The sequence below is a fragment of the Halalkalibacter alkalisediminis genome (assembly GCF_028610705.1).
GTDB classification, from domain to species: domain Bacteria; phylum Bacillota; class Bacilli; order Bacillales; family Bacillaceae_D; genus Halalkalibacter; species Halalkalibacter alkalisediminis.
Genome location: NZ_JAQQWT010000025.1, coordinates 20,469 through 45,520, shown reverse-complemented (window position 1 = coordinate 45,520; position 25,052 = coordinate 20,469). Strand labels below are relative to the sequence as shown.

The window sequence follows — 25,052 nt, the reverse complement described above, 5'->3', positions numbered from 1 at the left end:
TTACTAAATTGCTAAAAATTGACGAGAAAATCATGTTTTCTCTTTTCGCTTGGCTTTTGTTCAGTTTTCAAAGAACTCGTTGTCGCTTGTGGCGACCTTTTAAATATTACTATCAGTTGTTTCAAATGTCAACAACTTTTTTTGGTGGGCCTGAGTGGACTCGAACCACCGACCTCACGCTTATCAGGCGTGCGCTCTAACCAGCTGAGCTACAGGCCCAAAAAAGGCATAAAAAAAGAACCAAATCTCTTTTTTGAAATTGGAGCGGGTGATGAGAATCGAACTCACATCATCAGCTTGGAAGGCTGAGGTTTTACCACTAAACTACACCCGCATATAAAAACGATGGTCGGGAAGACAGGATTTGAACCTGCGACCCCCTGGTCCCAAACCAGGTGCTCTACCAAGCTGAGCCACTTCCCGTTCTAAAATAACACCTTATAAAAAATGGTGCGGTTGAGAGGACTCGAACCTCCACGGGGTTATCCCCCACTAGGCCCTCAACCTAGCGCGTCTGCCATTCCGCCACAACCGCGTTAACACCCTAAAATTAAAAGTAAAGATAAGTGCGGGTGAAGGGAGTCGAACCCCCACGTCATAAGACACTAGATCCTAAGTCTAGCGCGTCTGCCAATTCCGCCACACCCGCAAAGGTAAATGGCGGTCCGGACGGGACTCGAACCCGCGACCTCCTGCGTGACAGGCAGGCATTCTAACCAACTGAACTACCGGACCAATATAATGGTGGAGGATGACGGGATCGAACCGCCGACCCCCTGCTTGTAAGGCAGGTGCTCTCCCAGCTGAGCTAATCCTCCATATAATCTTACTTATTACTAGTTTCATAAAATAATAATTTGGTGACCCGTACGGGATTCGAACCCGTGTTACCGCCGTGAAAGGGCGGTGTCTTAACCGCTTGACCAACGGGCCACTTAAAAGAAAACAATGGCGGAGAAGGAGGGATTTGAACCCTCGCGCCGCGTAAACGACCTACACCCTTAGCAGGGGCGCCCCTTCAGCCACTTGGGTACTTCTCCATGGCTCCACAGGTAGGACTCGAACCTACGACCGATCGGTTAACAGCCGATTGCTCTACCACTGAGCTACTGTGGAATGTGATGCCGACTTGAACATTCTATAACAGAACAATTAAGTTGTCAACACTTTATTTGGTCGACTCGTTCAGCGACTCCTATAATATAGCATAGGATAACTTTAAAATGCAAGAGTGATTTTTATATTTTTTTAAGTTTTCCTTTACACGTTCCACAAACAAACTTTCGTACATCTATTCTACGCTTTCTTCTATATTCAAGAGCACACACTACACACTTATAAACATGAAGTGCCTGAATCGTTTTTTGTGTTCCCGGAATCATCTCACAAAATCTAGGAGCACCTACCTTCTTCATAAGTGCTTTAAAGTCATCATCTCGATGCTGGTAACCTCTCCGTTGCAAATGAAGATGATAATGGCAAAGTTCATGTTTAATAATACCAATCAAGGCTTCTTCTCCAAAGAAAGCGAGCTGCTTAGGATTAATTTCAATATTATGACTCCTAAGTAAATAGCGTCCACCTGTTGTTCGAAGTCGCTTATTAAACATCGCCCTGTGCTTAAACGGCCATTGAAAATAGTCTATAGAGACTTGTTCAACTAACTGTTGTAGCTGATCATCTGTCATTAACTTATTTTTTTCATCCATAAATTACACCAATCCTTCAACTATGACAAACCCTCTTACATATAATAATCTAAATCGATTAAGTTGTTAAGGAGATGGTTGCCTATGCCTATGTGGCTAAGACAACAATTAAAGCAGGCCTATTTGGAAAAAGACAGATATCAAATAAAAGTTTTAAACCAATGTTGGTTCTATTACAAGGAGAGAGAGACAGAAGAGGTTCAATCATAACAAAAAAAGGTGACTAACCCAAGAGGTTAAGTCACCTTTTTCATTAGTTTATGAATGAATTTGCGTTTCCGGCTTTTTCATCGTTAGAGAAACTCGCCCTTTTTGGGTATCAACTTGCTCTACCCAAACCGTAACAATATCACCGACCGTTACCACTTCTAGCGGATGTTTGATAAAACGATTTGTTAACTTGGAGATGTGAACCAAGCCGTCTTGTTTAACACCTATATCCACAAAGGCACCGAAATCGACAACATTTCGAACGGTCCCCTGTAATTCCATTCCAACTTGCAAATCTTCCATTTTCAAGACATCTTGCTTTAACAAAGGTTTCGCTATTTCATCACGTGGGTCTCTGGAAGGACGAATCAAATTGTCTACCATATCCTTCAATGTTGGAGTCCCCACTTCAAGCTCCGCTGCTAATTCTGAAAAGTTGATAGCTTGTAACTCCTCTCTCACTTTCTCCGTCCCAATATCCTTGACTGTCGCTCCTATATATTTCAGCAATTTTTCAGTTTCTTTATAACTCTCAGGGTGGATAGCCGTCGCATCAAGTGGCTGTTCCCCTTCCTGAATACGAAGAAATCCAATCGCTTGTTCATACGTCTTCGCCCCAAGACGAGGGATTTTCTTTAATTGCTTACGGTTTGTAAAACGCCCTTCTTCCTCACGGCGCTTTACAATATTTGTTGCCACTGCCTTGGATAGACCTGATACATATTGCAATAAGGAAATCGATGCGGTGTTCACATTAACTCCTACTTGGTTAACCCCCGTCTCAACTACAAACGTTAAAGATTCGTTCAAGCGTTTTTGCGATACATCATGCTGATATTGTCCAACCCCTACTGATTTAGGATCAATTTTTACAAGTTCCGCTAAAGGATCCTGAAGACGTCTAGCGATAGAGACTGCACTTCTTTCCTCAACCTTTAAATCAGGAAATTCCTCCCTCGCTAATTCCGATGCGGAATAAACACTTGCTCCTGCCTCATTGACAATTAAATAATAGACGGACTGATCTAATTGCTTGATCACATCTGCAATAAATTGCTCCGTCTCCCTAGAAGCTGTACCATTTCCAACCGCAATCATTTCAACCGAATGTTTTTTAATAAGCGCTTTTACCGTTTCCGTTGCTTTCTCGATCTCATTACGTGGTGGCGTTGGATAAATAACAGCAATATCAAGCACTTTACCAGTTGCATCAATTACAGCAAGTTTACAACCTGTCCGATAAGCAGGGTCGACACCTAATACAATCTTGTCCTTCATTGGTGGTTGTAAAAGCAATTGTCGTAAGTTCTCTGAGAAGATATGAATCGCCTGTTCTTCTGCTTTTTCTGTTAACTCATTTCGGATATCTCGTTCAATAGAAGGTTCGATTAAACGCTTATAACCATCTTCAATCGCTTCTGCGACAACAGCTGCAGTCGGGGCATGAGGATAACTGATTACTTTACGTTTAATATTTTCAATAATTCGATCTCCCGGAAACACTAATGAAACCCGGAGAATTCCCTCCTTTTCTCCACGATTCATCGCGAGAATTCGGTGAGGTACAATCGCTTTAATCGCCTCTTCGTATTCATAGTACATTTCAAAGATCGCTTTCTCATCCGCTTCTTGATCTTTTACCGCTGTTTTCATTTTCCCATCTTTAAAGCCTGCTAATCGGATCGCTTTCCGTAACTCAGCATCATCTGAAATCCATTCCGCAATGATATCTTGCGCTCCTTGGGTGACGTCTTCATTCGTTAATAACTCAAATTCTTCATTAATGTATTTAGCCGCTTCTTCTTCCACATTTCCCGTTTTTGGTAGAGAAAATAGCCACGTTGCAAATGGTTCAAGACCTTTCTCTTTGGCAACAGTCGCTCTCGTTCTGCGTTTTTGTTTGTACGGACGGTATAAATCTTCAATTTCTTGAAGCTTTTTTGCATTTTGGATTTTAACGCTTAATTCAACTGTTAATTTACCTTGTTCATCAATTAAACGGATAACTTCCTCTTGGCGATTGGCTAATTGATTCGCATACTCCCATTTTTCAACGATCGTTCGAATTTGAACTTCGTCAAGACCACCTGTCATTTCTTTGCGATACCTAGCTATAAAAGGGACCGTATTCCCTTCTTCTACTAGTTTAATTAGTTGCTCTATGTAGGTTTGCTTTACATTCAATTCTTTAGCGATCGTTAAAATCGTCTCGCCTTGTTTTGCCTCGTTCATTCCAACACCTCATTATCAGTTGATTATAGTCATCATAGCATAAGTTATCATTGAAAGAAGGACACACTAAAAAAAGGCAACTCTAAATAAATGAAATCCATTGTCTAAGGATCTATTTTAGAGCCACCTCTATAAGCATGTATAGAAAAAGGGTGAGATAGATGCTCAAGCAGCTATCCCTTCCCTTAAAACAAATTTAACAAGTGCCGACTCTTCAACAGTCGGCACTTGTTAAATTAATTTCCCTACAAGAATGGTTACATCGTCTGCAGCGTAGTTCCCACTTAAAAAGATAGATTCCCATTCGCTTTTAGGAGACTTCATCCGAAGCATCCTATTTTTATCAGGACGCTTTTTCAATCCGTCTGAGTACATGACAAAGGTGCTACCACTTACATACGGCAAAGAAGAGCTTTTAATTTGTTGTTTTTTCCCAGATAAGTACCCTCTTGTAGGTATCGGTTCTAAAGTTGTCCCATCCGTTAAATACATCACAAAACCAATATTTCCGTGATTACAATAGCTAATCTTCTTGGTATCGTACTCAATTTTTATAACCGTTAACACGGCGCCTCTTTTATTAAATAGAGCCTCATTGCACGCTTTAACAATCTGATGGACACTTAGCTCCTGGCGCGCCTTGATCATATCGACAGCTGCTTGAGAGGATTGAGATGCACCTCCACCACTCCCCAAACCATCAACTACTGCGCATATGGTGTACCTATCAGTTTGAATCACAACGTGGGCATCGCCTGAACAACTATTCCCCGGCTTTGCCCGTTCAAAGGCAGCTACTTCTAAATTCTCATCTTGATAATAAGTAACCACTATAAAATCTCCGAGGGCTCTATTTTGATTGAATCTCTTAATTTTTCGAGTGCCTTACGTTGTAAACGTGAAACGTGCATTTGGGAGATCCCGAGCTTGTCCCCTGTTTCTTTCTGGCTACAGTTGTTAAAATACGTATAGATCATGATTTGCTTTTCTCGTTCAGTTAATACATCGAATGCTTTCTCAAGCATAATTCTTTGATCGGTCTCTTCAAATCCTGAGTCTTCATTTCCAACTAGATCTAGCAAGGTCACCTCTCCACCTTCCTGATCCGCTTCAAGTGATCGATCAACTGAAAGAGCTTGATAGCTTTTGCTCATTTCCATCGTCTCCAACACTTCTTCTTCAGAAACCTGTAGGTAGTCAGCTAATTCATGGACTAAAGGAGAACGCTGCAATTCAATCGTTAATGCTTCTACGGCATGTTTAATCTTTGGCCCTAACTCTTTAATTCGCCTAGGTACATGAACGCTCCATGTCTTATCTCGGATGAACCTTTTAATTTCTCCCACAATGGTCGGAACAGCGAAAGACTCGAAGCTCCTCCCGAAACTAGCATCATACCTTTTGAGAGCCGCAAGGAGTCCTACCATACCCACTTGAAACATATCTTCTTCATAGTCTCGACCTTTAGAAAACTTCCTTGATAAAGAGCGAACTAACGCCTCATAATACCTAACCAGATTTAATTGCGCGTCGGAGTCATCAAACTTTTGATACTGCTCAATCCATACATACACTTCTTCATTGTTCTGGTTGTGTCTGTGAGATTCGTTCGACATCTCGTTCCACCTCATCTCCATGAAGGAACTTCGTCATAATAAGAACAATACCTGATTCATCGTTAATTTCCACTTTATCCATTAAGGTATTAATTAGGAACAAACCTAATCCACCTTCTTTTAAATCCACTACTGGTCGGTTTGGATCTACAGGTCCAAGTTTTTCACGAACACTTCCAATATCAAAGCTCTGTCCTCGATCCGCTACAACGATCTCCAACCGATCATCATATAAGAAATAGGAGACATTCATCACTCCCCCTTCCTCATAAGCGTGGTTTACGACGTTGGTACATGCTTCTGCAACCGCAATCTTCATATCTTCTATATCATCGTAAGAAAAGCCAACTCGATTGGCAATTCCAGAAACAGTCAAACGGACAACCCCAACATATTCCGGCTTTGCTGGAACACTCATTTGAATGTGGTCTGCCTCATGTTGTTTCATTTTGTCGCCTCCTCCTCTTCAATTGTAATAACTTCATTTAGACCTGTAATTGTAAAGAGACGGCGAATTCGCTCAGACATCCCCGCAAGGACTAAATCACCTTTATGAATATGAGTGGCCTTTAAGGCGCCAATAAAAATCCCTAAGCCTGTACTATCAATGTAATGGACGTCGGTTAAATCAACTTTTATGCTTTTTCCCAGTTCAGTAAGAGGCATTAATTCCTCACGCAGTTTCGGTGCTGTGTAGGCATCAATTTCCCCTGACAAGAATAGAATCGTCATATTAACCATGTTCTCTTGACGTATAGTTAAATTCAATGTATTTCCTCCTCACCTTTATCTATATACTCTATACCACAAAAAATAGATCGTTAAACTCTCTTTATGATAATTAAAGTAAAATCATCTCTTAATGTGAATTTTTGAAGGCTAGCAAGCTCTCGATATACGTTGTCAGCTAGCTCTTGAGCAGATAAATGCATATATTTCCGAATAAAAGTCACGATTTCCTCACGTTCAATAAACCGGTCTCCTACTTGACATTCCGTTACTCCGTCGGAAAGAAATACAATAAAATCTCCTACCTCAATCTTTTTTGAGTATTCTCGATACTGAGGTTTTTTAGAAACACCAAGGACTATCCCTTTTGCACAAAGCTCTTTAAACTGGTCTTCTGCAGCTCGGTACAAAAAGCCAGGTTCATGACCAGCACCAGAATAATGAAACTCATGGTTGATTGTGTTATATGATCCATACATCATCGTGATAAACATACTATCATGAACATTTTGTTCTACCACACGATTCACATTCTCTAGTAATGCTGCAGGTTGCAAAGGTTGTTCAGGCAAGCTATCCATTGCGTATTTAATCATCGACATACATAGAGCCGCTGGTACGCCCTTTCCAATAATATCTGCAATCGCAATCCCTACACAGCCCTGTTCATCTTTAATATAGTGATAATAATCCCCACTCATTTTATAAGCTGGTACGCTAATGACCCCGATATCAAGACAGTCTGTCTCGGGAATAGCCTTTGGCAGAAGTGTCTGCTGCATATCAGCTGCTACATCTATTTCAGATTCTAATTTAAGTTGTCGATCTCTTAAACTCTGATGCTCACGATAAGCTAGACCATATCCCATCATGACTTCGAGTAGCAAATCGAATGAATCTATTACTTCTTCAGGTACTGCAGGAAATAACTCTTCCAAAACAGCTCGGTGTACACTCACTAGTTCCTCAGGAGAAATCTGGTGTTCAAGCAAAACTTTACTGAACTGCTGAGCTTCATATAAACCTAGTTCACTTTTTCGATGTAAAAATGTTTTTACTATTTCCTTATAAGTGATTTCTAAATGTTGAACAGCCTGTTCCATAGAAGCCCTCCTTTACCTAAAAGTTACAATCACCGAAGCCATTTAGTTGCCGTAACAGTGGTACCTTCACTCTTTTGAGAATCAATTGCAAAATCATCCATTAATCGTTCAACCCCTGGTAATCCAGCCCCCATACCTCCAGATGTTGTAAAACCATCCACCATCACTTGTCTAATATCAGGGATTCCCGGACCATGATCTTTAGCAATAATCTTAATACCTTTTCGTAATCCTAGTTTGATAGGCTTCTCTACTAGTTCTAGACATATTTCTCCTCGTTTTGCATAGAGGTAGATATTTCGTGCGAGTTCAGAAATAGCTGTCGTGATTCGCGCTTGATCAACACTGCCAAATCCAATCTCCTTTGATAATGAACGGCCCGCTTGTCTAGCAGCGACAATCCCCCATTCATTTTTCACTTCCACACAGGATTGGGTTTCCATTGATTACCCCTCCAATTCCTGTTGCAACTTATCAAGACCTTGCTCTAAATCAAGAGCAGTTTGAACATCATTGAGTGTAATACCCATGTCAATAAGCGTTATCGCAACAGCTGGTTGTATACCAGTCAATACCACTTTTGCTCCCATTAAGTTGGACATATCGACTACATCACCAAGTACCTTGGCTATGAAAGAATCAATCATATCTACAGAAGTTAAATCAATGACAACTCCAAGTGAACCTTCTTGATGAATTTTATTAAGAAGATCTTCTTGAAATTGCAAAGCCGTTTGGTCATCTAGATCGACCTGAACACTAATTAATAAATAGTGGCGTAACTTTAATATTGGAATTCTCATTGCTATCCTCCAACTTACAAATCAATCAATTTTTTATTCGTTAATTCTAATGCCGTTTCAATCCCTTTTCTTAGCGTGCTTCTCGTCGGGAATTTACTTAAGTCTATTCCTAAATTCACAATGGTCTGAGCAATTTCTGGTCGTATTCCAACTAGAATACAACGAGCTCCCACTAAACGCACAGCTTCCGACGCTTGGATAATATGATGAGCGACCATTGTATCTACAACTGGCACCCCTGTAATATCAATCAAAACGACTTGCGACCGATGTTCAATGACCCCTTCAAGTAAATTCTCCATGACTAACTTAGCTCGAGCTGTATCAATCGTCCCAATTAAAGGCATGACCGTTACACCTTCTAATACAGGAATTAAAGGAGCCGATAATTCAAGTAAGGAAAGCTTTTGCATTTCAAAAATATCTTCCCAAGTCCCGGTGTAATCATTTACTAGATGATTAATGATTCCATCAATCCAGCTTTCTAGTTCACTAAAACTAGAAAGGACATCTGCAATGTTCGATTCAGTTTCTGATAACAAAGCTAAATTCACACGACGGAACGCTTGAAGTCCTTGTGTAAAGTAAGAAAGTGGCCAACCACTTTGAATGTATTCTTCCGCAAATGAACTTAACTTCATCTTCGCTTCTTTTTCATCCACATCTACCATTTCAATGATAAAATGCATAAATTGCTGATTTGTATTTTCATAAACCGTATCCGAAATGGAATGCAAATAATTTTCCTGTCTAATGATTCCTAGCTCTTTCTTCCATAGATCCATTAACATTTCTCTTTGATTACTAATTAACGAAACAATATAAGGTTGCATAGCTTGTCCTCCTGTAAATACTTATATTCTATTATTTCACGGTTGAAAAAGAGTTGCAAAGATAAAACTGTATAAATTTTTTCACATTTTTTCTAAATCCACGCAAAAAAACCCCATTTCACAATGAGGTTTTTATTTTTAAACTAGAAATCAATAAGTCCTAAACTTATGAAGAGAGCATCATTCACACGATTCATCATATCATCATCTAAGTGTGTAATCTTATCAGTTAGCCTTTGCTTATCAATCGTTCTAACTTGTTCAAGTAAGATAACGGAGTCACGATCAAATCCATACCGCTTGGCATTGATTTCAACGTGTGTGGGCAGCTTCGCCTTTTGGATTTGTGCTGTAATAGCAGCTACAATTACCGTTGGACTAAAACGATTCCCAATATCATTTTGTATGACGAGTACAGGACGAACTCCGCCTTGCTCTGAACCAACAACAGGTGAGAGATCTGCAAAGTATACGTCGCCTCTTTTAACAATCAAAAGCTACACCCCACTCACTAAGCGATCGAGGGTAATCTCTGCTTCCTCCTCGGCAAGAAAAGATTCTGATGCAATGTTTAGGTTGATTTTCGCCATTTCCATGTAGCCTTGCTGCATAGTCTCCCGAATTTGACGTTTCTTACGTTCGCGAAGATACATCTTTGTTGCTTGTGAAATAAATTCACTACGATTGACGTTTTCTTTTTTGATCACACCGTCCACCTCGTTCAACAAATGTTGTGGCAAATTGATTACAATGCGCTTTGTGCTTTGCTCTGACACAAACATCCACCCCCAGCATCCACCATTAACTTTATGCTAATTTATTTTTTCATTTTTAAACAGATGCTTCCTTTTTAATATCCATGTTTAATAATAGCACTAGCTATATTGAAATGCAAAGGCCGAATGGTCTATCTTTTTATTTTCTTATTTAGACCAACAAGAAATATATATTCATCCCTCGCTCGCTTTAGTCCAAATAAATTCTCGGCACTCTTTGACCAATCACACATGGAATTTCGTAATTGATGGTTCCTAGCCTGCTAGCAACTTCATCCATTGTTATTTTATCATTTCCATCTTCACCAATCAATGTTACAACCGCTCCCACTTCCATTTTTTCAGGTAAGCGAACCATACATTGATCCATACAAATACGTCCGACAAAAGGCGCTCGCTTCCCATTGATTAAAACTTCTCCACCATTCGTACTATGATACCTAAGCCAACCATCTGCATACCCAATTGGAATCGTCCCAATCCATTCCTTCTTTTCTGTTCGATATGTTGCACCGTAGCTTATCGCTTCACCTACCGGTAATTCTTTCACTTGTACCAAGCGACTTTTGAGAGAGAAGGCTTGTTTTAATTGAACAGGAAGCTCCTCGGTAATATCTGGTGACGGAGTCAGTCCGTACATGGAAATGCCTAGTCGAAATAAGTTGAAGTTTTTCTCTGGATAACGCATGCCCGCTGCGCTATTCCCACTATGAATCAATGGCACATCAAGCTGCCATTCCTTTAACCAACTTAACATACTAACGAATCGTTCATATTGCTTCGTAACATAAGAAGGATCTCGTTCATCGGCTGTTGCAAAATGGGTATACACTCCATTAACTTCAAATTGTTCTTTATTTTCAACTAGAAAATCGACCAAAGCAGCAGCCTCTTCTTTCGTTCTCAACCCGACCCTTCCCATGCCCGTATCGAACTTCAAATGAATTTGAATAGAATCCTCATGAGAAAGTTGCTTCTTTGCTTCTTCTAACCACTCAATTTGAAACACTGTAACCAAAACGTGATTTTTAACAGCTATCAGTACATCCTCTGGCCTGATTCGACCAAGAACGAGAATGGGTGCTTCGATATTAGCTTCACGCAAACGAATCGCTTCGTCTAAAAGCGCAACTGCTAAGTAACTCGCTCCAGATTTTAAAGCTGTTTTAGCTACCTCGACCGCACCATGGCCATATCCATTTGCCTTAACAACCGCCATCACACTTACGTCTTTATGTTCGTAAAGGTGACTGATTGCTGTCACATTTTTAGCAATTGCTGTTAAATCAATTTCCGCCCATGTATCCCGATAAAATACTTCACTCATTTTTCCCTCTCCTACCAACAACGGTTTCATTATTCTCTGTATTTTACCATAAGGCTCATCTAAATAGAAAAAGGAGGATAAGCAAAACGGGAACCCCCTTTCGCTCATCCTCTTTACTCCTTATTTTTCCTCTGTCCCATAAACAGAACTTGCAATAGACATCATCTCTTCTGCACTTAAATTCTCAGATGCAAGGAAGAAGTCAACGCCGTTGTACGACCACATTAAAGATTCCTCTGTCATAACCCCAATTGTAAAGCCAAGGTCAACAGGCTCTCCTGAACTCATATTCATTGGTGTTGAGGCTGGAACCACTTGACTTTGCTCCTGAATTAACGTAAATGGTTGTTCACCCATGTACTGAAGAACAACACGCTCTCCATTTTCTGATTCAATGTTTCTTGAAGAGTCAAACTGAGTACCATCCGGTGTGTACATTGGATAGTAAACCGTCATCGCCTCTAACGGTTCTGCCATAGCTGGCTCTTCCGTCATTTGCGCACCCGTCATGTTACGCTCCATATCGAAGTCACCCTCATTAAAGCTTGCATTCCACTCAAAGTTTGTAAAATCAAGCTGTACAAGCACTTCAAGATCTGCATTCATGATCTTCACTTGTGCAGGTGATAAGTCTTTTTTATTTAATTTAATTTCCTGTGTGCTTAAGTTTTTATTTTGGTAGTTTGTGTTCGTTTGGAAGATGTAATAATCTTCATCAGCTTGGAAAGAACGCTCTGGATCCATTAAAATATCTTGGATAAGAGATTCATACAAGTATACTTGACTGCTGTTTGTTGGCCAGTCACTTTGGAAACGGAAACTCTTGTTTAAAGCAGGTGTCAACACGAAAACTCCGTCATCATTACGAAGAATGATTTGACTTTGATCCTTGTTTTCATTTTGTAAAGCTACACGATAATAGCTTTTTACTTGATGCCAAACATCAACTTCATACGTTTGTTGATCCTTTCCTGTTTCTAACGTCATCGTAGACTTCGCTTTGTACCCAGTCATTTCCGAAAGCTTGTTGTCTAGATCAGTCATAATATCTTCCTGTGTTTTTTCGCCGCAACCTACGAGAATCATAGATAGTAGTAATCCTAGAGTAGCGAACCAGATTGCTTTTTTCATGCTTTCACCCCTTTGTCTCATTTGAATGAAGAGAGCGAACACATTCAAGAGACGGCTTCTCATGGTTGTGTGTTCCGCTTTAGCTATCAGTAAGAATGACTGGAATGCTTACTGGTATAAAACCGAAACGTCTTTGTAGAAATTAGACCTGACTCTGCCTGAATGACTTGATCTCTTCTATTCGCTCTACAACTATATGAGACAACCTTGAGCAATATGCAGACTAGCTTGACAAGCTTTCAATTAAAACTTGGGCAACGGCATATGTTTTACTATGGGAAATCGATAAATGCACCTTATTGCTAAGTCCCGTCACAACTAGGATTGGGCGTCCTGTCGGTTCTTTTTGAACCTCAATATCTTGCCAGCTATAACTAGCAGAAATTCCTGTACCAATCGCTTTAACAAAAGCTTCCTTTGCCGCAAATCTTCCTGCTAAAAACTCAATTTGTCTAGATTCGCTTAATTCTACGAAAAAATTTTTTTCAGATGTCGTTAAAATGCGATCTACAAATCGTGGTTGGCGCTCCATCACTTTTGAGATACGTTCTAGTTCAACAATGTCAATTCCAATCCCACTAATCATGTATGTAATCCCTCTTTCTTTATCACGCTTCCATTTCCATCCGTCAGAATCTTCTTTATCGTTATTTCATACCTTCATAATAAGGGTATTATTGTATTTTCTGTTATAATAGCAGATAGAAAAGGAGGCCGTATCATGTTTATTCGAAACGAAAGCTTCTACTCGTTTAGACGATCTTATCCCATTATTACGATTTTGGTAGCCATTCATCTCATATTATTTATTTGGATGAACTTCTTACCTGGAGGACGCTCCATCCTTGCCATCGGGATTGGTAACAATTTAGCCGTTGCATACGGTGAATATTGGCGCTTAATTACTCCAATCTTTATGCATATTGGCATTGGACACGTTATTTTTAATTCATTCTCACTAGTTATATTCGGTCCTGCTCTTGAGAGAATGCTTGGTAAGTTTAAATTTCTTCTCGTTTACTTGTTAACTGGCATTATAGCAAATATCGCCACTTTTTATCTAGGCAACCCTTACATGCAACATCTAGGTGCCTCTGGTGCCATTTTTGGTTTATTTGGCCTTTACGTGTATTTCGTTATTTACCGGAAAGACCTTATTGATTCTGCGAATTCTCAACTTGTTATCACGATTCTTTTAATTGGTTTAGTTATGACGTTCGTTAATTCTAATATTAATGTTTTAGCTCATTTATTCGGCTTAATTGCCGGTGCTGCGCTAGCTCCATTAATCCTAATTGGAGTAAAGCCCTATTACGCAAGTCGAGTTGTCGCTGATGATGGACCACCAACGTTTGACCCGGACCGTTGGCAAAAAAAACGAGTAACCAACAAACGAATCAAGAAAGGCTTATGGATTGGTTTTGCAATACTCGTAGCGGCTGGCATTCTAGCCCGACTCTTCTAAATCATATAAAAAGCTTCAGTGAACTTATACGACAAAACGCAATGGACCAAGTGAAGTCCATTGCGTTTTCGTTACTTATTTAATTGAAGTTGAGCCTTTTGCTTTATTGTTTTAGTCCTTCAACAAACGTACTTACATTATGTTCCATCATCTTAATATACGTTTCTGCCCCACTGCCGTCTAGACCTACTGCATCCGTGTATACCTCACCTGCAATATCAACACCCGCATCACGTGCTACAGTTTCCATATAGCGTTTATCGACCGTTGTTTCAACGAAAACAGCTGGGATTCCTTCATCCTTAATGGTATCAACAACACTGGCGATTTGACTATGAGTTCCTTCTTCATGAGAATTTAACTCCCAAATTCCCACCGTATGAAACCCATATTGTTCACCAAAATATTTAAATGCATTTTCACTTACGACAATCGTCCGTTTTGATTCGTCAACTTCATCAACTTTAGCTTGAATCCAAGCATGAAGATTTTCTAATTCAGCTATATAAGATTGCGCGTTTTCTTCATAAATTTGTGCACCTTCAGGGTCACGCTCCATTAAGTCATCCCTAATGTACTCTACATAAGTAATCACATTTACGACATCTAACCAAGCATGTGGATCCTCTTCATCTTTACCGGATATTGGTAAAGGTGTTACTCCCTCTGAAACAGTCACTATCGGAACATCACCTACATTTTGAACAAGGCGCTCTAACCATCCTTCAAGTCCAAATCCATTAACAAAGAACACATCCGCATCACTTACTTTTTGAAAATCACTTGGAATTGTTTCGTACTCATGTGGCTCCTCACCAATTGGAACTAAGTATTCTACTTGTGCACGATCACCGGCAACTTCCTGTGCTATGTCACCTAATATTGAGAAACTTGTTACGATCTTTAATCCTTCATCTGCAGTAGAAGGGTCATCAGTTCCTCCACACGCCGCTAATACTAGCGCACTCATCAATGTCATCCAAAAAAACATAAATCTCCTTCTCATTTTATTTCCTCCTCCTCATTAGTTCCTTACCAAAGAAATGCACACACGCAACTTTTCGTGATAATAAATGTTGCGTATAGGCAAAAAACACTTTAAAAAAAGCAGACTCTTGTTAAAGGACAACCTTTTTTGATAGAACTAACTAATTTTACCTTATGCAACTTATTTTTTCATATTCCAAATCTTTTGTCTAGTATTTTCAAAAAAATAAATGAAAAAGGTAGTAAATCAGAATTTACTACCTTTTTCATTTATTTCTTGTTGACGGACGCCTTTCGATATACTAACCTTCTCTTTTGGTGTTCAAGGGCTCCTTACTCTATCTTTTCTTGAGCTGAAGATGACACCCACAACACAAAAAACAAGTGTAAGTACTTTATGACTTAACACTTGTTCTACTATTGACATACATATATTTCATTATTTTCAAACTTACAAATACATTCTAACTTACGGAAAATGAACATATCTTTTGGCATTAAGAAGATCAACCACCTCTATTTGCTTTGGAGGCACATCGCAATTGCTTGAGCAATAGAGTTTAAAGATATCCCAATATGTACTTAGTTCCTTTTCATCTACCTCAATTAAAATTTTTTCAAAGATGAATCCTTCTTCTTCTATAAAACCACTATCACTAGGTATGCTCATTAATGAAGAGATCTCCATCTCGAAAATTGGTTCCTGCTCATTTTTAACTGACATTAAAACTTGAAGTAAATGATCCGTTACTTTAGCAGATGTAAGAATAAAATGTTGATAAGAATCAAATAAACTGCGATCTACTTGACTCCAATGGTCACTGATTAATTTAAGTGTTCCAAAGTGTGTTCTTACTGCATAAGGAGTCTTTAAAAAAGCTTTCACAATATCGTTTATCGTATTTTGCACAGCTTCCTTCCAGCAGCTGAACGATCGATCCGCATACTGATAAGGGCATTTAAGAAAAGAAGCATAAGAAACCATCGACATCTCTTTTAGCCTTCCTTTGACATTAGACAATTTTTAAGATTAGAGCAACCGTAATCACATTTCCCGATCGCTTGATAAATCGAACACCACGAGCGCTTTGCATAACAGACAGGGATAGATTGTTCCATCGCTTTCTTTTTTAAGACAGCTGTTAGATTATGATTAATAAAATCGGTTAACACAAGAATGAGATCAATATGAGAAGGTATTTCCTTCTTTACCATTTGAACTTTACGACCACTCATATGGATAATCTCATTAAAACCAAGTTCTTCTAATTTTTTTGGAATTGATCCAAGACGATCTGCGCCTACTATTAATAAAGAAGACATTTCTCCACCCCTAGCATTGATAATTGTTATCACTATAATAATTGAAATTGATTCTCATTGTCAATGATCAATTAGTGAATGATAAAAAGAAGTTCATTACATCACTCCTTTCCCCTCAAAAAACAGCGACAACTCCTGTGAATTTTATCTACTCTCTTTTCAATAAATAATACCTTTAATAATAAACGCAAATAAAAAACCTGTTATTAAATAAGACAAAATAAAATTTTTCTGCTATTTTTTAAATATCCACTACCCTTTTTCTTATAAAAGGGTTCATTACTTTATAAAGAGGGAATAACACAAATAGCTACTTTAGCGTAATTTTCTATTTTAATGTAAGAACCGTTTTACTTAAGCATTTTTTTTTTGTAAAGTAAGGAAATGAGGATTGGAGGGAACAAAATGGTAGCCAATATGACAGAAGATCAATTATTAGTACTGATTATTAAGTATATGAGAGAGGCTAAGCGCGGAGCTCTGCAAGAAATTCTTGATGAATTACACCCTTATGATTTTGCACAACTTTATAAAAGTTTGCCTGAGAAACACCATCATAAATTTCTTACGTTTTTGACTCCTTCACAAATAGCTGATTTAATTCAAGAATTAGAATATGAAATGCAAATTGAAATTTTACATAAGCTTGGAATTGAGCGCTCATCTAAAGTAATGGACTTGATGGACAATGATGATCTCGCCGATCTTTTAAATGAGCTATCCGTTGACAAGATCCAAGAATTTCTAGATGTCATGAAGAAAGAAGACTCTCAAAACATCCAATCTCTAATGAGTTACCCTGCTGATACAGCTGGGGGGATTATGACGAATCAATTCATTTGGATTCATGCAAATCAAACGGTAAGACAAGCTGTTGATAAACTGAAAGAGTATGCCAGTTTCTCTGAGAATATTTACTATTTGTATGTTATTAATGCAGAGAAAAAGTTGGTTGGTGTTGTTTCCTACCGTGACTTATTAATTGCCGATTTGAAAGATGTTATTGAGGACTTAATGTTTACAAGAGTAGTCGCTGTCCATGTCAATGATGATCAAGAAGAAGTTGCTCAAACGATTGAACGCTATGACTTCATAGCTGTACCTGTAGTTGATGACCAAAATGTATTAAAAGGGATCATCACCGTTGATGATGCCATTGATGTCATGATTCAAGAAGCAAACGAAGATATTGAAAAACTATCAGCGACTGGTAAAGCCATTGATTTTAATACGAAAGCTATAACAGCTTCCATGCGCCGCCTACCATGGCTCGTGCTCTTATTATTTATTGGTCTTGTATCAGGAAGTATTATTAGTGGATTTGAAGAGACGTTAGAACAAGCAGTTGCCCTTATTTTCTTCATGCCCATGATCGCTGGGATGACAGGGAATACAGGAACTCAATCACTAGCAGTCGTAGTGCGAGGGATTATTACGAGTGACACAGACCGCAAAACTGTAGTAAAACTAATATTCAGGGAATTAAGAGTTGGGATCATCATCGGAATTATTTGTAGTATCCTTATTTTCCTAATCGCTTACGTATGGTTAGGTAGTTTAATTTTAGGGTTTGTTGTCGGTAGTTCTTTATTGATTACGCTGATTGTGGGTACATTAGCTGGAACGATTATTCCACTAACATTGAACCGCTTTGGTGTCGATCCAGCTGTAGCTTCTGGCCCCCTAATTACAACATTAAATGATATCTTTTCCCTCATCATCTATTTCGGGATCGCCTCCGCATTTTTATCTCAATTACAGGGGTTATAATTGATTTGCAGGCTTAACCACTTCTACAAATATAAGATTCAACAAATTTCCTCGGAAATAGACAAATAGATACAAATATTCTAAAGCAATTCGTTTTAGATGTACAAAAAGCAACCCTGTGACAGAGTTGCTTTCCTTTTTCATCTTGTTAAAATGTCTCCTATTACCCAATAAGAAATGCCATAAATGGCGACGATAATAGAGATAATAATAAATAATTTCTTGTTCGACATTCTCATTTGCTACCACCTTTAATCAAATTCATATGGTTAGTATACTATATTTTGTCCTAGAACAAGATAAAAAGACTTACTCAAAGGTTCCATTTGAGTAAGTCTCTTTATCATTCCACCGTTCTATTAATTTTTTTCGTGTAAGCTATAGGCACGTGTATATAAGTGTTCAACATCTTCATCTGTCATCAACATTAACTTCCCTTCCGTTAATCCCTGTACCTTTGTTAGAAACTGAATCATATTCTCTCGTTCTTGTCTGCTCATCTTGAATCGCTCCTCCTCTGTTTTAATACAATATATTTTATTTGTTGTTATTATATAACAGTTAAAAAAGATTCGTCAACGAAATTTTCGAAATTGTAAGCCTAATTTTATTTTTGCGTTAAAAAGACCACTGACAAAGGACAAGTAGTCTCTTTGTCAGCGGCCTCAACCCCTTGTAAACTAGGTTATTTTACGATTAATACTGGACATGTAGCCTTCTTCACTACTTTATGACTCACGCTTCCTAATACTAGCTGTTGAAATTGACTCAAGCCTCTACTTCCAATCACAATTAAGTCAGCATCCATCTCTTCCGCGAAATTTATGATAGCGACAGCAGGCTCCCCCCTAATGAATTTCACCTCATAGCTTATCCTTCCGTTTTCAGCTGCTTTTTCTACGCGTTTGAACATTTTTCGTTTTTTTTCAGTGATTCCTAAAAAGTCCCATGTTTGCATAACTTCAGTTTTAGATATGCTACGATCAATTACATACACCACATACACATGTGCATCGCTCTTTTCGGCTAAAACAATCGCGTTTTCAGCGGCTCTCAACGATTGTTCTGACCCATCAATCGCAACTATCATTTTATTAAACATCAGACTCCTCCTATAATCGTTTTCCTCTTATTCTACTTTACACAGCATATGCAAGTTGCATTACAGGAGAAATAGAATTCCGCTCGTATTTTAAAGTTTATCGCCTAAATACTTATTTATCACAAGTCCATGTGGTAAACTAAATATAATCGAGGTGATTATATGGATTACAGTCAAATGTGTCCTAAGTACGAAACAGCAATTGATTTGTTAGGGAAAAAATGGACTGGACTAATTATACGTGTCCTATTAGACGGACCTAAACGATTCAAAGACATTAAAGCACAAATACCCGATATGAGTGATCGCATATTAACCGAACGGATGAAAGAGCTAGAACAGCAAAATATCATTGTTCGAAATGTTTTTCCAGAAAAACCAGTGCGAATTGAATATGTTTTATCGGAAAAAGGTCTTGCCCTTCGACCTGTTATTGAATCGATTCAATCATGGGGAGAACGATGGACTTAAAAAGACACGTGGTTATGATACCAACGTGTCTTTTTATGGCTTTGCTGAGCAGTAAGCAAATATTGCCCCTATTATGGGGGAAACCATCATTAAGATGATGATACTTGTATAGCCTCCTGGCAACCATAACCATTATCTAACCATAGAAAAAAGGAGGCTTGATCCATGTCGTTTCCGTTTTCATACTGAACCACCTCACATAAAAAAACACCTGTTTTTCAGGTGTTTTTTATTTCACTAAATACGTATTTGTTATTTTATCATATAGTGTCCGCCTTGATGAGGCGAAAGACGTAAGAAAAAAAGGGAATAGAAGATATTTTAACATCTCTCGAATAAAAAACTGAGCTGCACTTGGTTTCTCTGCTCTTTCATTATAAACATATAAATCCACGATAATCATACCTATCGTTCGCTTCTCCCGGACTGAATAAATAAGATGAACGGTAAAAAAAACAACGAGCAGGACAATCCAATTAATGATATATAAGTGAAATTCATTCTCCCATATGTAATGGCGAATATACTCAATATTATCAGACGGCGACTCTGATTGGACAAACATCCAAGACGTTGTGATCGCTGCTGTTATGATCATAATCAGCGCTAAAAAGATAAAATCAAAGAGCCCTGCCCATAAACGCATCCATCCACCTGCACGTTGATGTTTATCTAATAACCGTTTGACCCACTTCTCCTCCGTTTGTTCGTTTACTTCTTCATACATCCATTTATCAACCCCTAATTGATTCGTTCGCCTAACTAAATTTTACCATTTTTTAGTTCGAGTTTTCAAAATATTTTTAGTAAGTAAAACAAAGTAATCTAAGATACCTTGTTCAATGTGTCACTTTTTCAAGATGCTTCATAGAAGTTCTTTTGAGTAGTAAAATTTAGTTAGAGCTTACTTCTTGCGAAAAATCTAAATCAAACAACTACTCATTCTTTTTTAAACGAAAGAAAGCTCACTACATTTCCGTAGTAAGCTTTCTTTCGAACCATCCTTATCCGACCATTTTATCTGATTCTTCATCATCCCAAGCTTCTGTGTTTTCAATCCCTAATTTCTTAGGACTAAACACGGGATCAAGACCTTGAGCTCGTTGATCTTCATAATCTTTAAGTACTTTAAAAGCAATTTTACCTAATAGTAGGATACCAATGATATTAATGACTGTCATTAGTGCCATAAATACATCTGCTAAATCCCATACAAGACCTAAACTTGCTACTGAGCCAAAAAGCACAAATCCCATGGTAAGAAGTCGATAAACGTTAACAGCTGTTTTGCTTTTCTTGATAAACTCAATATTTGTCTCACCATAGTAGTAGCTACCAATAATAGAGCTAAATGCAAACATAAAAATTGCAGCTGCGATAAAGTAACTTGCCCAACCACCGATTTGTAAGCTGAGAGAATTTTGCAACAATTGAATTCCTTCTGCTTCACTTAGGTGATAGTCTGTATTCAACAAAATGATAAATGCCGTTGCAGAACAAACAACTAATGTATCTACATATACTCCTAAAGTTTGGACAAACCCTTGTTTAGCAGGGTGAGAAACACTCGCTGTTGCAGCAGCATTTGGGGCACTACCCATACCTGCTTCATTCGAAAAGAGACCACGGCGTACACCCATCATGATCGCTGCACCAATCCCCCCACCAAGTGCTTGTTCAAAACCAAATGCACTACGTACAATTAGTCCGAAAACAGCAGGAATTTCAGAAACATTCATCACAACAACTACTAAAGCAATAATGATATATAAAACTGCCATGACCGGAACAATGATACTAGAGAAGTTCGCGATACGATGAACTCCACCAAAAATGATTACACCAGCTAACACTGTCATAATAACGCCCATTACCCATGGGCTTACACCAAATGCATTATCAAAAGCTCCTGCAATCGTATTACTTTGAACAGAATTGAAAATGAGTCCAAATGTAATGGCAATTAAAACAGCAAAAATGACCCCTAACCATCTTTGTCCTAATCCTTTTTCAATGTAATAAGCAGGACCCCCGCGAAACGCTTCTTTATCTCGGATCTTATAAACTTGTGCAAGTGTAGACTCAATAAAGCTAGTTGCACCACCAAGTAAGGCTACAACCCACATCCAAAAAACTGCTCCAGGTCCACCTAGTACAATCGCAACTGTAACCCCTGCAAGGTTCCCTGTACCAATTCGTGTTGCAGCACCGATCGCGAACGATTTAAATGGACTAATACTTTTCATTCCTTTTACATCTTTTGATTTTTCCGTAACCACACGGAACATCTCTCCAATGGAACGAAACTGCATAAACTTTATTTTAAACGTAAAATACAAACCCGCACCAAGCAAACCACCAATAACTACATAAGTCCATAAAAAATTGTTAAGAAAATCAATAATTGCCTGCAAAAATGAACACCTCTCTTTAAAAGAAATTATCAGAATACTTTTTCAATATACACTTGTCACCTTCAGTTGTAAACTAAATTGTCAGAAGATTTAACAAGCCATTTATTTCTTTTCTATTGGCTGTGTCACTTTCTCTCAATATCCAGTCTAAAGACCCCGTTAAGTGCCGTCATTCCGCCTTACTTAGGTATAGTTAACTACTTATCTCGAAAATGAATGATAGATAAGGTTATCGGTCTCAGTTTTAAAATTGTCTTAATAATTCTTCCAATAATATTCTAAAAAATCAAAGAGGTGCCCATTCAGTTCAACTCCCTTTTCTTTAACTACTCGCCTAACAAATTGATGTTTTTCAAGAATTTTTTGAGAGCCGATATTATGACTGGTCGTTTTAGCTCGAATCTCAGCCTTTTTATGTTCAACTATCACTTTTCCAAGTAATAATTCAAGACTTATAGAAGCGATCCCTCTCCTTAGATATTTTTTTCCTACCCTGTAGCCTAAGTCTGCGGAAAAACTCGGATGTTTCCTAACATTAAATAAGTTAATACGACCAACGATCACTCCTACTTCATTAACAATTAAAAAATAATTCCCTTCCCCTCGTTCTTGTTCTACCAATAACTCATTTAAACTTTGTAAAAATCGATCATATTGATAGTAGTCTTCCCCCCTACTCGGCACCATCGTTTCAAAGAAAGTTCTATTTTCTTTTTCGAAAATAAACAGCTTCTTTGTACACTCAACCGATAAGGGCTCTAATTTAATATTCATCCCTCTACCACCACTTTCTATTTCAATATTTCTTTATTAATATTCACCCTAAGCGCTTGATACCCTCTATGCTGTGAAGGTTCCTCACAAACAAATAAAAAAACCTTGCGATAGCAAGGCTTTCAACATATATTCTAAGAGGCACTCGGTTGCGCTGATCCTCTAACCACTTTTGGTTTAACCACATTTTGAGCGGCAATCTTCCCTTTAAAGTAACTAATAATATAAGAGATCATAACGATTGATAAAACCGAGTAAAACCCATTTAATAGCCCAATTGAAAATAGGCCAATGACAATAACCATAAAATCAAACACGAAAATCGTTTTGCCTGGATCTAATTTAAACTTTTGCTGAAGATACAGACTTAGGATATTAGCTCCACCTAAAGATGAACCATTTAAGAATAAAATAGACAACCCAAATCCACAAACAATTCCTCCAACAATCGCTCCAATCCATGGTGAGATTGAAAAATCAGGCAGCAATTGAACCATTTCCGTTAATAACGATAACACCGTGACAGCGAAAAGCGTCGATAACGTAAATTTCCAACCCATCTTAAAAACGGCTAAAATATAAAACGGAATGTTAATTAAAAAGAACATGACGGAGAACGGCAAATGGATGGCATACGTTAAACTCAAAGCCAACCCAGCTGTCCCGCCCGTTGTTACTTGTGCGTTTTGTAGAATAAATATACCAAAACTCACAACTAAACAACCTAGAATTACATTCAATCATTTCATAGTAGCCACTCCCTCCCCTTCACAAAAAATTATTTTACAATCTTTTATACACATCTGCACACTTTCCATAAATAACAACTAAGGTTTTATATATTCCTTTTATTATAAGCAATGCCACCGCTACTCGCAAATGCATACGTAAACGCGATTAGCCTTTAAAGCGTTGTTCGACTAAAATAAAAACAGTTACTTCCTCTACTTATTATTATACTTACCTTTCACCTATTATTATTTCAAAAAAATAAATAGTGACTCTTACAAGTTACCTTGTAGAGTCACTTTCGCTAATAACTTACAATCGGTATAATATTACCTGTTCACTTTCTAATACTTTACCAAGTCAACAATGAAGGAATCCCCACCACCATGTACGCAAATGGTATCTGCTTGAATAGGAATAACCCGTTCCATCAATTGCTGTCACTCTATAGTTTTTGATATATCTATGACCTAGCTAACAGCATCATTGACATCGTAGATAAGTGTCTGTTCATGCCTTTTATAAAATATACATGTCATCATCCACTTAAAATGATTATCATAAACTTTACTAACACAACTCTCCCAAGCTTTGCTCTTTCCAAGTGACGTCTTAGCCGCTCTGTTCTAGCACCTAAAAAAAGCAAAAGAGGAATGCAATCCTCTTTTGCTTACTCCTATTCCTTCTCCTCATAATAACGGCTCAACTCAATGATCATAGCACCCATTCTCTCTAATTCAGGCGAAATGACACGTTCAATTCCTTCCTCATGTAAAGCTTCTGCGGTTACCTTCCCAACCGCGACCGCTAGAGTATTGGTTTTAAATGCCTCTTTGACCTCATTGACGATCCTACGCTCCTCTACATATTTAAAGAGCGAACGTACTTGAATGGCTGCTGTAAAGCAGACAGCATCGATTTTTGCTTGCAACAATTCATCACAAAATAGCTGAACTGTCTCAAGGTCAGGATCAACATGCTTGTAAGGGAGCACTTGCATCACTTTTGCGCCAGCTTCTTCTAAGAATCGAATAAGCGAAGGCGCATTTTCACCATGAAGTTGAACCATTACACGTTTCCCTTTAAAATCGAATGATTTCAGTGACTCAACCAGCCCATTAATCGTTCCATCCTCATCTTTAGCTAGTGGGTTAACTTCAATTTTTTTCAAAGAGGCAAACGTCTTATACCCCCTTGAACCAATTTTTGCTCCATGAATTTTAGTTAAAAATGAATCCTTTATGTTCATTTCTTCCGCTAAGTCTATTAGCCTATTTGTCCCAATCCCTGTCGTAAAAATCATCCAATCGAATTCTTCTTCCATGATCCTTTTAAGATCACCTCTCACTTGTTCATCATTTAAAAAGACAGTACCCTGCAAAGAGCGAACGAGAGGCGTCCCTTTTTGTTTTTCAATTAGTGTACTCATTTCATCCGTTTTCCTTGATGCTGCGAGAACAACACGTTTATTATGTAAGCTCATCAAATCATTCCCTTTCTTCTTTATCTACATTACATTATACCGTATCTTGTACGAATTCTCAGAAA

Annotated in this window: 29 protein-coding genes and 10 tRNA genes; 4 read left to right on the top strand and 35 right to left on the bottom strand. The window is 38.2% G+C overall.

Going from position 1 to position 25,052, the window contains the following annotated elements:
- Nucleotides 1-142 precede the first annotated feature (142 nt).
- From PQ474_RS20650 to PQ474_RS20600, 11 genes are all read right to left on the bottom strand, one after another.
- A tRNA-Ile gene (locus PQ474_RS20650) sits at nt 143-219 on the bottom strand.
- 41 nt (nt 220-260) lie between these two features.
- Nucleotides 261-334 (bottom strand) — tRNA-Gly (locus PQ474_RS20645).
- Nucleotides 335-346: 12 nt separating this feature from the next.
- A tRNA-Pro gene (locus PQ474_RS20640) sits at nt 347-423 on the bottom strand.
- Between the two features lie 25 nt (nt 424-448).
- A tRNA-Leu gene (locus PQ474_RS20635) sits at nt 449-535 on the bottom strand.
- A gap of 32 nt (nt 536-567) precedes the next feature.
- Nucleotides 568-649, bottom strand: a tRNA-Leu gene (locus PQ474_RS20630).
- Nucleotides 650-658: 9 nt separating this feature from the next.
- Nucleotides 659-735 (bottom strand) — tRNA-Asp (locus PQ474_RS20625).
- Between the two features lie 7 nt (nt 736-742).
- A tRNA-Val gene (locus PQ474_RS20620) sits at nt 743-818 on the bottom strand.
- A 40-nt stretch (nt 819-858) separates the two neighbouring features.
- Nucleotides 859-933: transfer RNA gene (locus PQ474_RS20615), tRNA-Glu, on the bottom strand.
- Nucleotides 934-949: 16 nt separating this feature from the next.
- A tRNA-Ser gene (locus tag PQ474_RS20610) sits at nt 950-1,040 on the bottom strand.
- A 1-nt stretch (nt 1,041) separates the two neighbouring features.
- Nucleotides 1,042-1,116 (bottom strand) — tRNA-Asn (locus PQ474_RS20605).
- 122 nt (nt 1,117-1,238) lie between these two features.
- On the bottom strand, nt 1,239-1,688 hold the full coding sequence (locus PQ474_RS20600) for a SprT family protein (protein ID WP_273847380.1): 450 nt from the start codon (nt 1,686-1,688) through the stop codon (nt 1,239-1,241).
- A 105-nt stretch (nt 1,689-1,793) separates the two neighbouring features.
- Here PQ474_RS20600 and cmpA point away from each other — a divergent pair, with 105 nt between their 5' ends.
- Nucleotides 1,794-1,919, top strand: coding sequence for a cortex morphogenetic protein CmpA (gene cmpA / locus PQ474_RS20595; protein ID WP_273847379.1), 126 nt, complete (start codon nt 1,794-1,796; stop codon nt 1,917-1,919).
- A 48-nt stretch (nt 1,920-1,967) separates the two neighbouring features.
- Here the strand turns inward: cmpA and PQ474_RS20590 are convergent, their stop codons facing one another.
- The 14 genes from PQ474_RS20590 to acpS all read right to left on the bottom strand — a co-directional run bounded on the left by PQ474_RS20590 (nt 1,968) and on the right by acpS (nt 13,055).
- The gene (locus tag PQ474_RS20590; RefSeq protein ID WP_273847377.1) at nt 1,968-4,151 is read right to left on the bottom strand and encodes a Tex family protein; all 2,184 of its coding nucleotides are present in this window, start codon (nt 4,149-4,151) and stop codon (nt 1,968-1,970) included.
- 231 nt (nt 4,152-4,382) lie between these two features.
- On the bottom strand, nt 4,383-4,982 hold the full coding sequence (locus tag PQ474_RS20585; protein ID WP_273847375.1) for a SpoIIE family protein phosphatase: 600 nt from the start codon (nt 4,980-4,982) through the stop codon (nt 4,383-4,385).
- Nucleotides 4,982-5,767, bottom strand: coding sequence for an RNA polymerase sigma factor SigB (gene sigB / locus PQ474_RS20580; RefSeq protein ID WP_273847373.1), 786 nt, complete (start codon nt 5,765-5,767; stop codon nt 4,982-4,984). The genes PQ474_RS20585 and sigB overlap by 1 nt, the downstream gene beginning before the upstream one ends.
- Entirely contained in the window at nt 5,730-6,215 is a 486-nt protein-coding gene (gene rsbW, locus PQ474_RS20575) for an anti-sigma B factor RsbW (RefSeq protein ID WP_273847370.1), read from the bottom strand. The genes sigB and rsbW overlap by 38 nt, the downstream gene beginning before the upstream one ends.
- Nucleotides 6,212-6,535, bottom strand: coding sequence for an STAS domain-containing protein (locus PQ474_RS20570; protein WP_273847367.1), 324 nt, complete (start codon nt 6,533-6,535; stop codon nt 6,212-6,214). The genes rsbW and PQ474_RS20570 overlap by 4 nt, the downstream gene beginning before the upstream one ends.
- A gap of 53 nt (nt 6,536-6,588) precedes the next feature.
- Complete coding sequence (locus PQ474_RS20565) at nt 6,589-7,599, bottom strand: PP2C family protein-serine/threonine phosphatase (RefSeq protein WP_273847365.1); 1,011 nt, start codon at nt 7,597-7,599, stop codon at nt 6,589-6,591.
- Between the two features lie 29 nt (nt 7,600-7,628).
- Nucleotides 7,629-8,042, bottom strand: coding sequence for an anti-sigma regulatory factor (locus PQ474_RS20560; protein WP_273847363.1), 414 nt, complete (start codon nt 8,040-8,042; stop codon nt 7,629-7,631).
- Nucleotides 8,043-8,045: 3 nt separating this feature from the next.
- Nucleotides 8,046-8,402 carry an STAS domain-containing protein gene (locus PQ474_RS20555; RefSeq protein ID WP_273847360.1) on the bottom strand — a complete coding sequence of 119 codons (357 nt, stop codon included), beginning with the start codon at nt 8,400-8,402 and terminating at the stop codon, nt 8,046-8,048.
- Between the two features lie 14 nt (nt 8,403-8,416).
- On the bottom strand, nt 8,417-9,235 hold the full coding sequence (locus tag PQ474_RS20550) for an STAS domain-containing protein (RefSeq protein ID WP_273847359.1): 819 nt from the start codon (nt 9,233-9,235) through the stop codon (nt 8,417-8,419).
- Nucleotides 9,236-9,378: 143 nt separating this feature from the next.
- Complete coding sequence (locus PQ474_RS20545; RefSeq protein ID WP_034631315.1) at nt 9,379-9,729, bottom strand: type II toxin-antitoxin system PemK/MazF family toxin; 351 nt, start codon at nt 9,727-9,729, stop codon at nt 9,379-9,381.
- A gap of 3 nt (nt 9,730-9,732) precedes the next feature.
- Nucleotides 9,733-10,017, bottom strand: a complete 285-nt coding sequence (locus PQ474_RS20540) for a CopG family ribbon-helix-helix protein (RefSeq protein WP_273847353.1) — start codon at nt 10,015-10,017, stop codon at nt 9,733-9,735.
- 184 nt (nt 10,018-10,201) lie between these two features.
- Nucleotides 10,202-11,338, bottom strand: a complete 1,137-nt coding sequence (alr, locus tag PQ474_RS20535; RefSeq protein ID WP_273847351.1) for an alanine racemase — start codon at nt 11,336-11,338, stop codon at nt 10,202-10,204.
- A 120-nt stretch (nt 11,339-11,458) separates the two neighbouring features.
- Complete coding sequence (locus PQ474_RS20530; protein WP_273847349.1) at nt 11,459-12,469, bottom strand: LolA family protein; 1,011 nt, start codon at nt 12,467-12,469, stop codon at nt 11,459-11,461.
- A gap of 223 nt (nt 12,470-12,692) precedes the next feature.
- Nucleotides 12,693-13,055, bottom strand: a complete 363-nt coding sequence (gene acpS / locus PQ474_RS20525) for a holo-ACP synthase (protein WP_273847346.1) — start codon at nt 13,053-13,055, stop codon at nt 12,693-12,695.
- 135 nt (nt 13,056-13,190) lie between these two features.
- On the opposite strand from acpS, the gene PQ474_RS20520 reads away from it, so the two are divergent.
- Nucleotides 13,191-13,934, top strand: a complete 744-nt coding sequence (locus PQ474_RS20520; protein ID WP_273847345.1) for a rhomboid family intramembrane serine protease — start codon at nt 13,191-13,193, stop codon at nt 13,932-13,934.
- A gap of 103 nt (nt 13,935-14,037) precedes the next feature.
- On the opposite strand, the gene PQ474_RS20515 is transcribed toward PQ474_RS20520, so the two are convergent.
- The 3 genes from PQ474_RS20515 to PQ474_RS20505 all read right to left on the bottom strand — a co-directional run bounded on the left by PQ474_RS20515 (nt 14,038) and on the right by PQ474_RS20505 (nt 16,244).
- Nucleotides 14,038-14,940, bottom strand: a complete 903-nt coding sequence (locus PQ474_RS20515) for a metal ABC transporter substrate-binding protein (protein ID WP_273847344.1) — start codon at nt 14,938-14,940, stop codon at nt 14,038-14,040.
- A 450-nt stretch (nt 14,941-15,390) separates the two neighbouring features.
- Complete coding sequence (locus PQ474_RS20510) at nt 15,391-15,912, bottom strand: hypothetical protein (RefSeq protein WP_273847342.1); 522 nt, start codon at nt 15,910-15,912, stop codon at nt 15,391-15,393.
- Between the two features lie 5 nt (nt 15,913-15,917).
- Nucleotides 15,918-16,244, bottom strand: a complete 327-nt coding sequence (locus PQ474_RS20505) for a DUF2325 domain-containing protein (RefSeq protein WP_273847340.1) — start codon at nt 16,242-16,244, stop codon at nt 15,918-15,920.
- Between the two features lie 405 nt (nt 16,245-16,649).
- Here PQ474_RS20505 and mgtE point away from each other — a divergent pair, with 405 nt between their 5' ends.
- Complete coding sequence (gene mgtE / locus PQ474_RS20500) at nt 16,650-18,014, top strand: magnesium transporter (RefSeq protein ID WP_273847339.1); 1,365 nt, start codon at nt 16,650-16,652, stop codon at nt 18,012-18,014.
- Nucleotides 18,015-18,373: 359 nt separating this feature from the next.
- On the opposite strand, the gene PQ474_RS20495 is transcribed toward mgtE, so the two are convergent.
- Nucleotides 18,374-18,514, bottom strand: a complete 141-nt coding sequence (locus PQ474_RS20495; RefSeq protein WP_273847337.1) for a BH0509 family protein — start codon at nt 18,512-18,514, stop codon at nt 18,374-18,376.
- A 185-nt stretch (nt 18,515-18,699) separates the two neighbouring features.
- A complete protein-coding gene (locus PQ474_RS20490; protein WP_273847335.1) occupies nt 18,700-19,116 on the bottom strand; it encodes a universal stress protein in 417 nt (138 codons plus the stop codon).
- Nucleotides 19,117-19,278: 162 nt separating this feature from the next.
- On the opposite strand from PQ474_RS20490, the gene PQ474_RS20485 reads away from it, so the two are divergent.
- Nucleotides 19,279-19,587, top strand: a complete 309-nt coding sequence (locus PQ474_RS20485; protein ID WP_273847333.1) for a winged helix-turn-helix transcriptional regulator — start codon at nt 19,279-19,281, stop codon at nt 19,585-19,587.
- A gap of 229 nt (nt 19,588-19,816) precedes the next feature.
- On the opposite strand, the gene PQ474_RS20480 is transcribed toward PQ474_RS20485, so the two are convergent.
- From PQ474_RS20480 to PQ474_RS20460, 5 genes are all read right to left on the bottom strand, one after another.
- Nucleotides 19,817-20,314, bottom strand: coding sequence for an RDD family protein (locus PQ474_RS20480; protein ID WP_273847331.1), 498 nt, complete (start codon nt 20,312-20,314; stop codon nt 19,817-19,819).
- Between the two features lie 277 nt (nt 20,315-20,591).
- Nucleotides 20,592-22,001: an alanine/glycine:cation symporter family protein gene (locus tag PQ474_RS20475; protein WP_273847330.1), complete on the bottom strand. Its 1,410-nt coding sequence runs from the start codon at nt 21,999-22,001 to the stop codon at nt 20,592-20,594.
- Between the two features lie 255 nt (nt 22,002-22,256).
- The gene (locus PQ474_RS20470) at nt 22,257-22,775 is read right to left on the bottom strand and encodes a GNAT family N-acetyltransferase (RefSeq protein ID WP_273847328.1); all 519 of its coding nucleotides are present in this window, start codon (nt 22,773-22,775) and stop codon (nt 22,257-22,259) included.
- A gap of 134 nt (nt 22,776-22,909) precedes the next feature.
- On the bottom strand, nt 22,910-23,515 hold the full coding sequence (locus tag PQ474_RS20465) for a YitT family protein (RefSeq protein WP_273847326.1): 606 nt from the start codon (nt 23,513-23,515) through the stop codon (nt 22,910-22,912).
- A 665-nt stretch (nt 23,516-24,180) separates the two neighbouring features.
- Nucleotides 24,181-24,987 carry a uroporphyrinogen-III synthase gene (locus PQ474_RS20460; RefSeq protein ID WP_273847324.1) on the bottom strand — a complete coding sequence of 269 codons (807 nt, stop codon included), beginning with the start codon at nt 24,985-24,987 and terminating at the stop codon, nt 24,181-24,183.
- Nucleotides 24,988-25,052 lie beyond the last annotated feature (65 nt).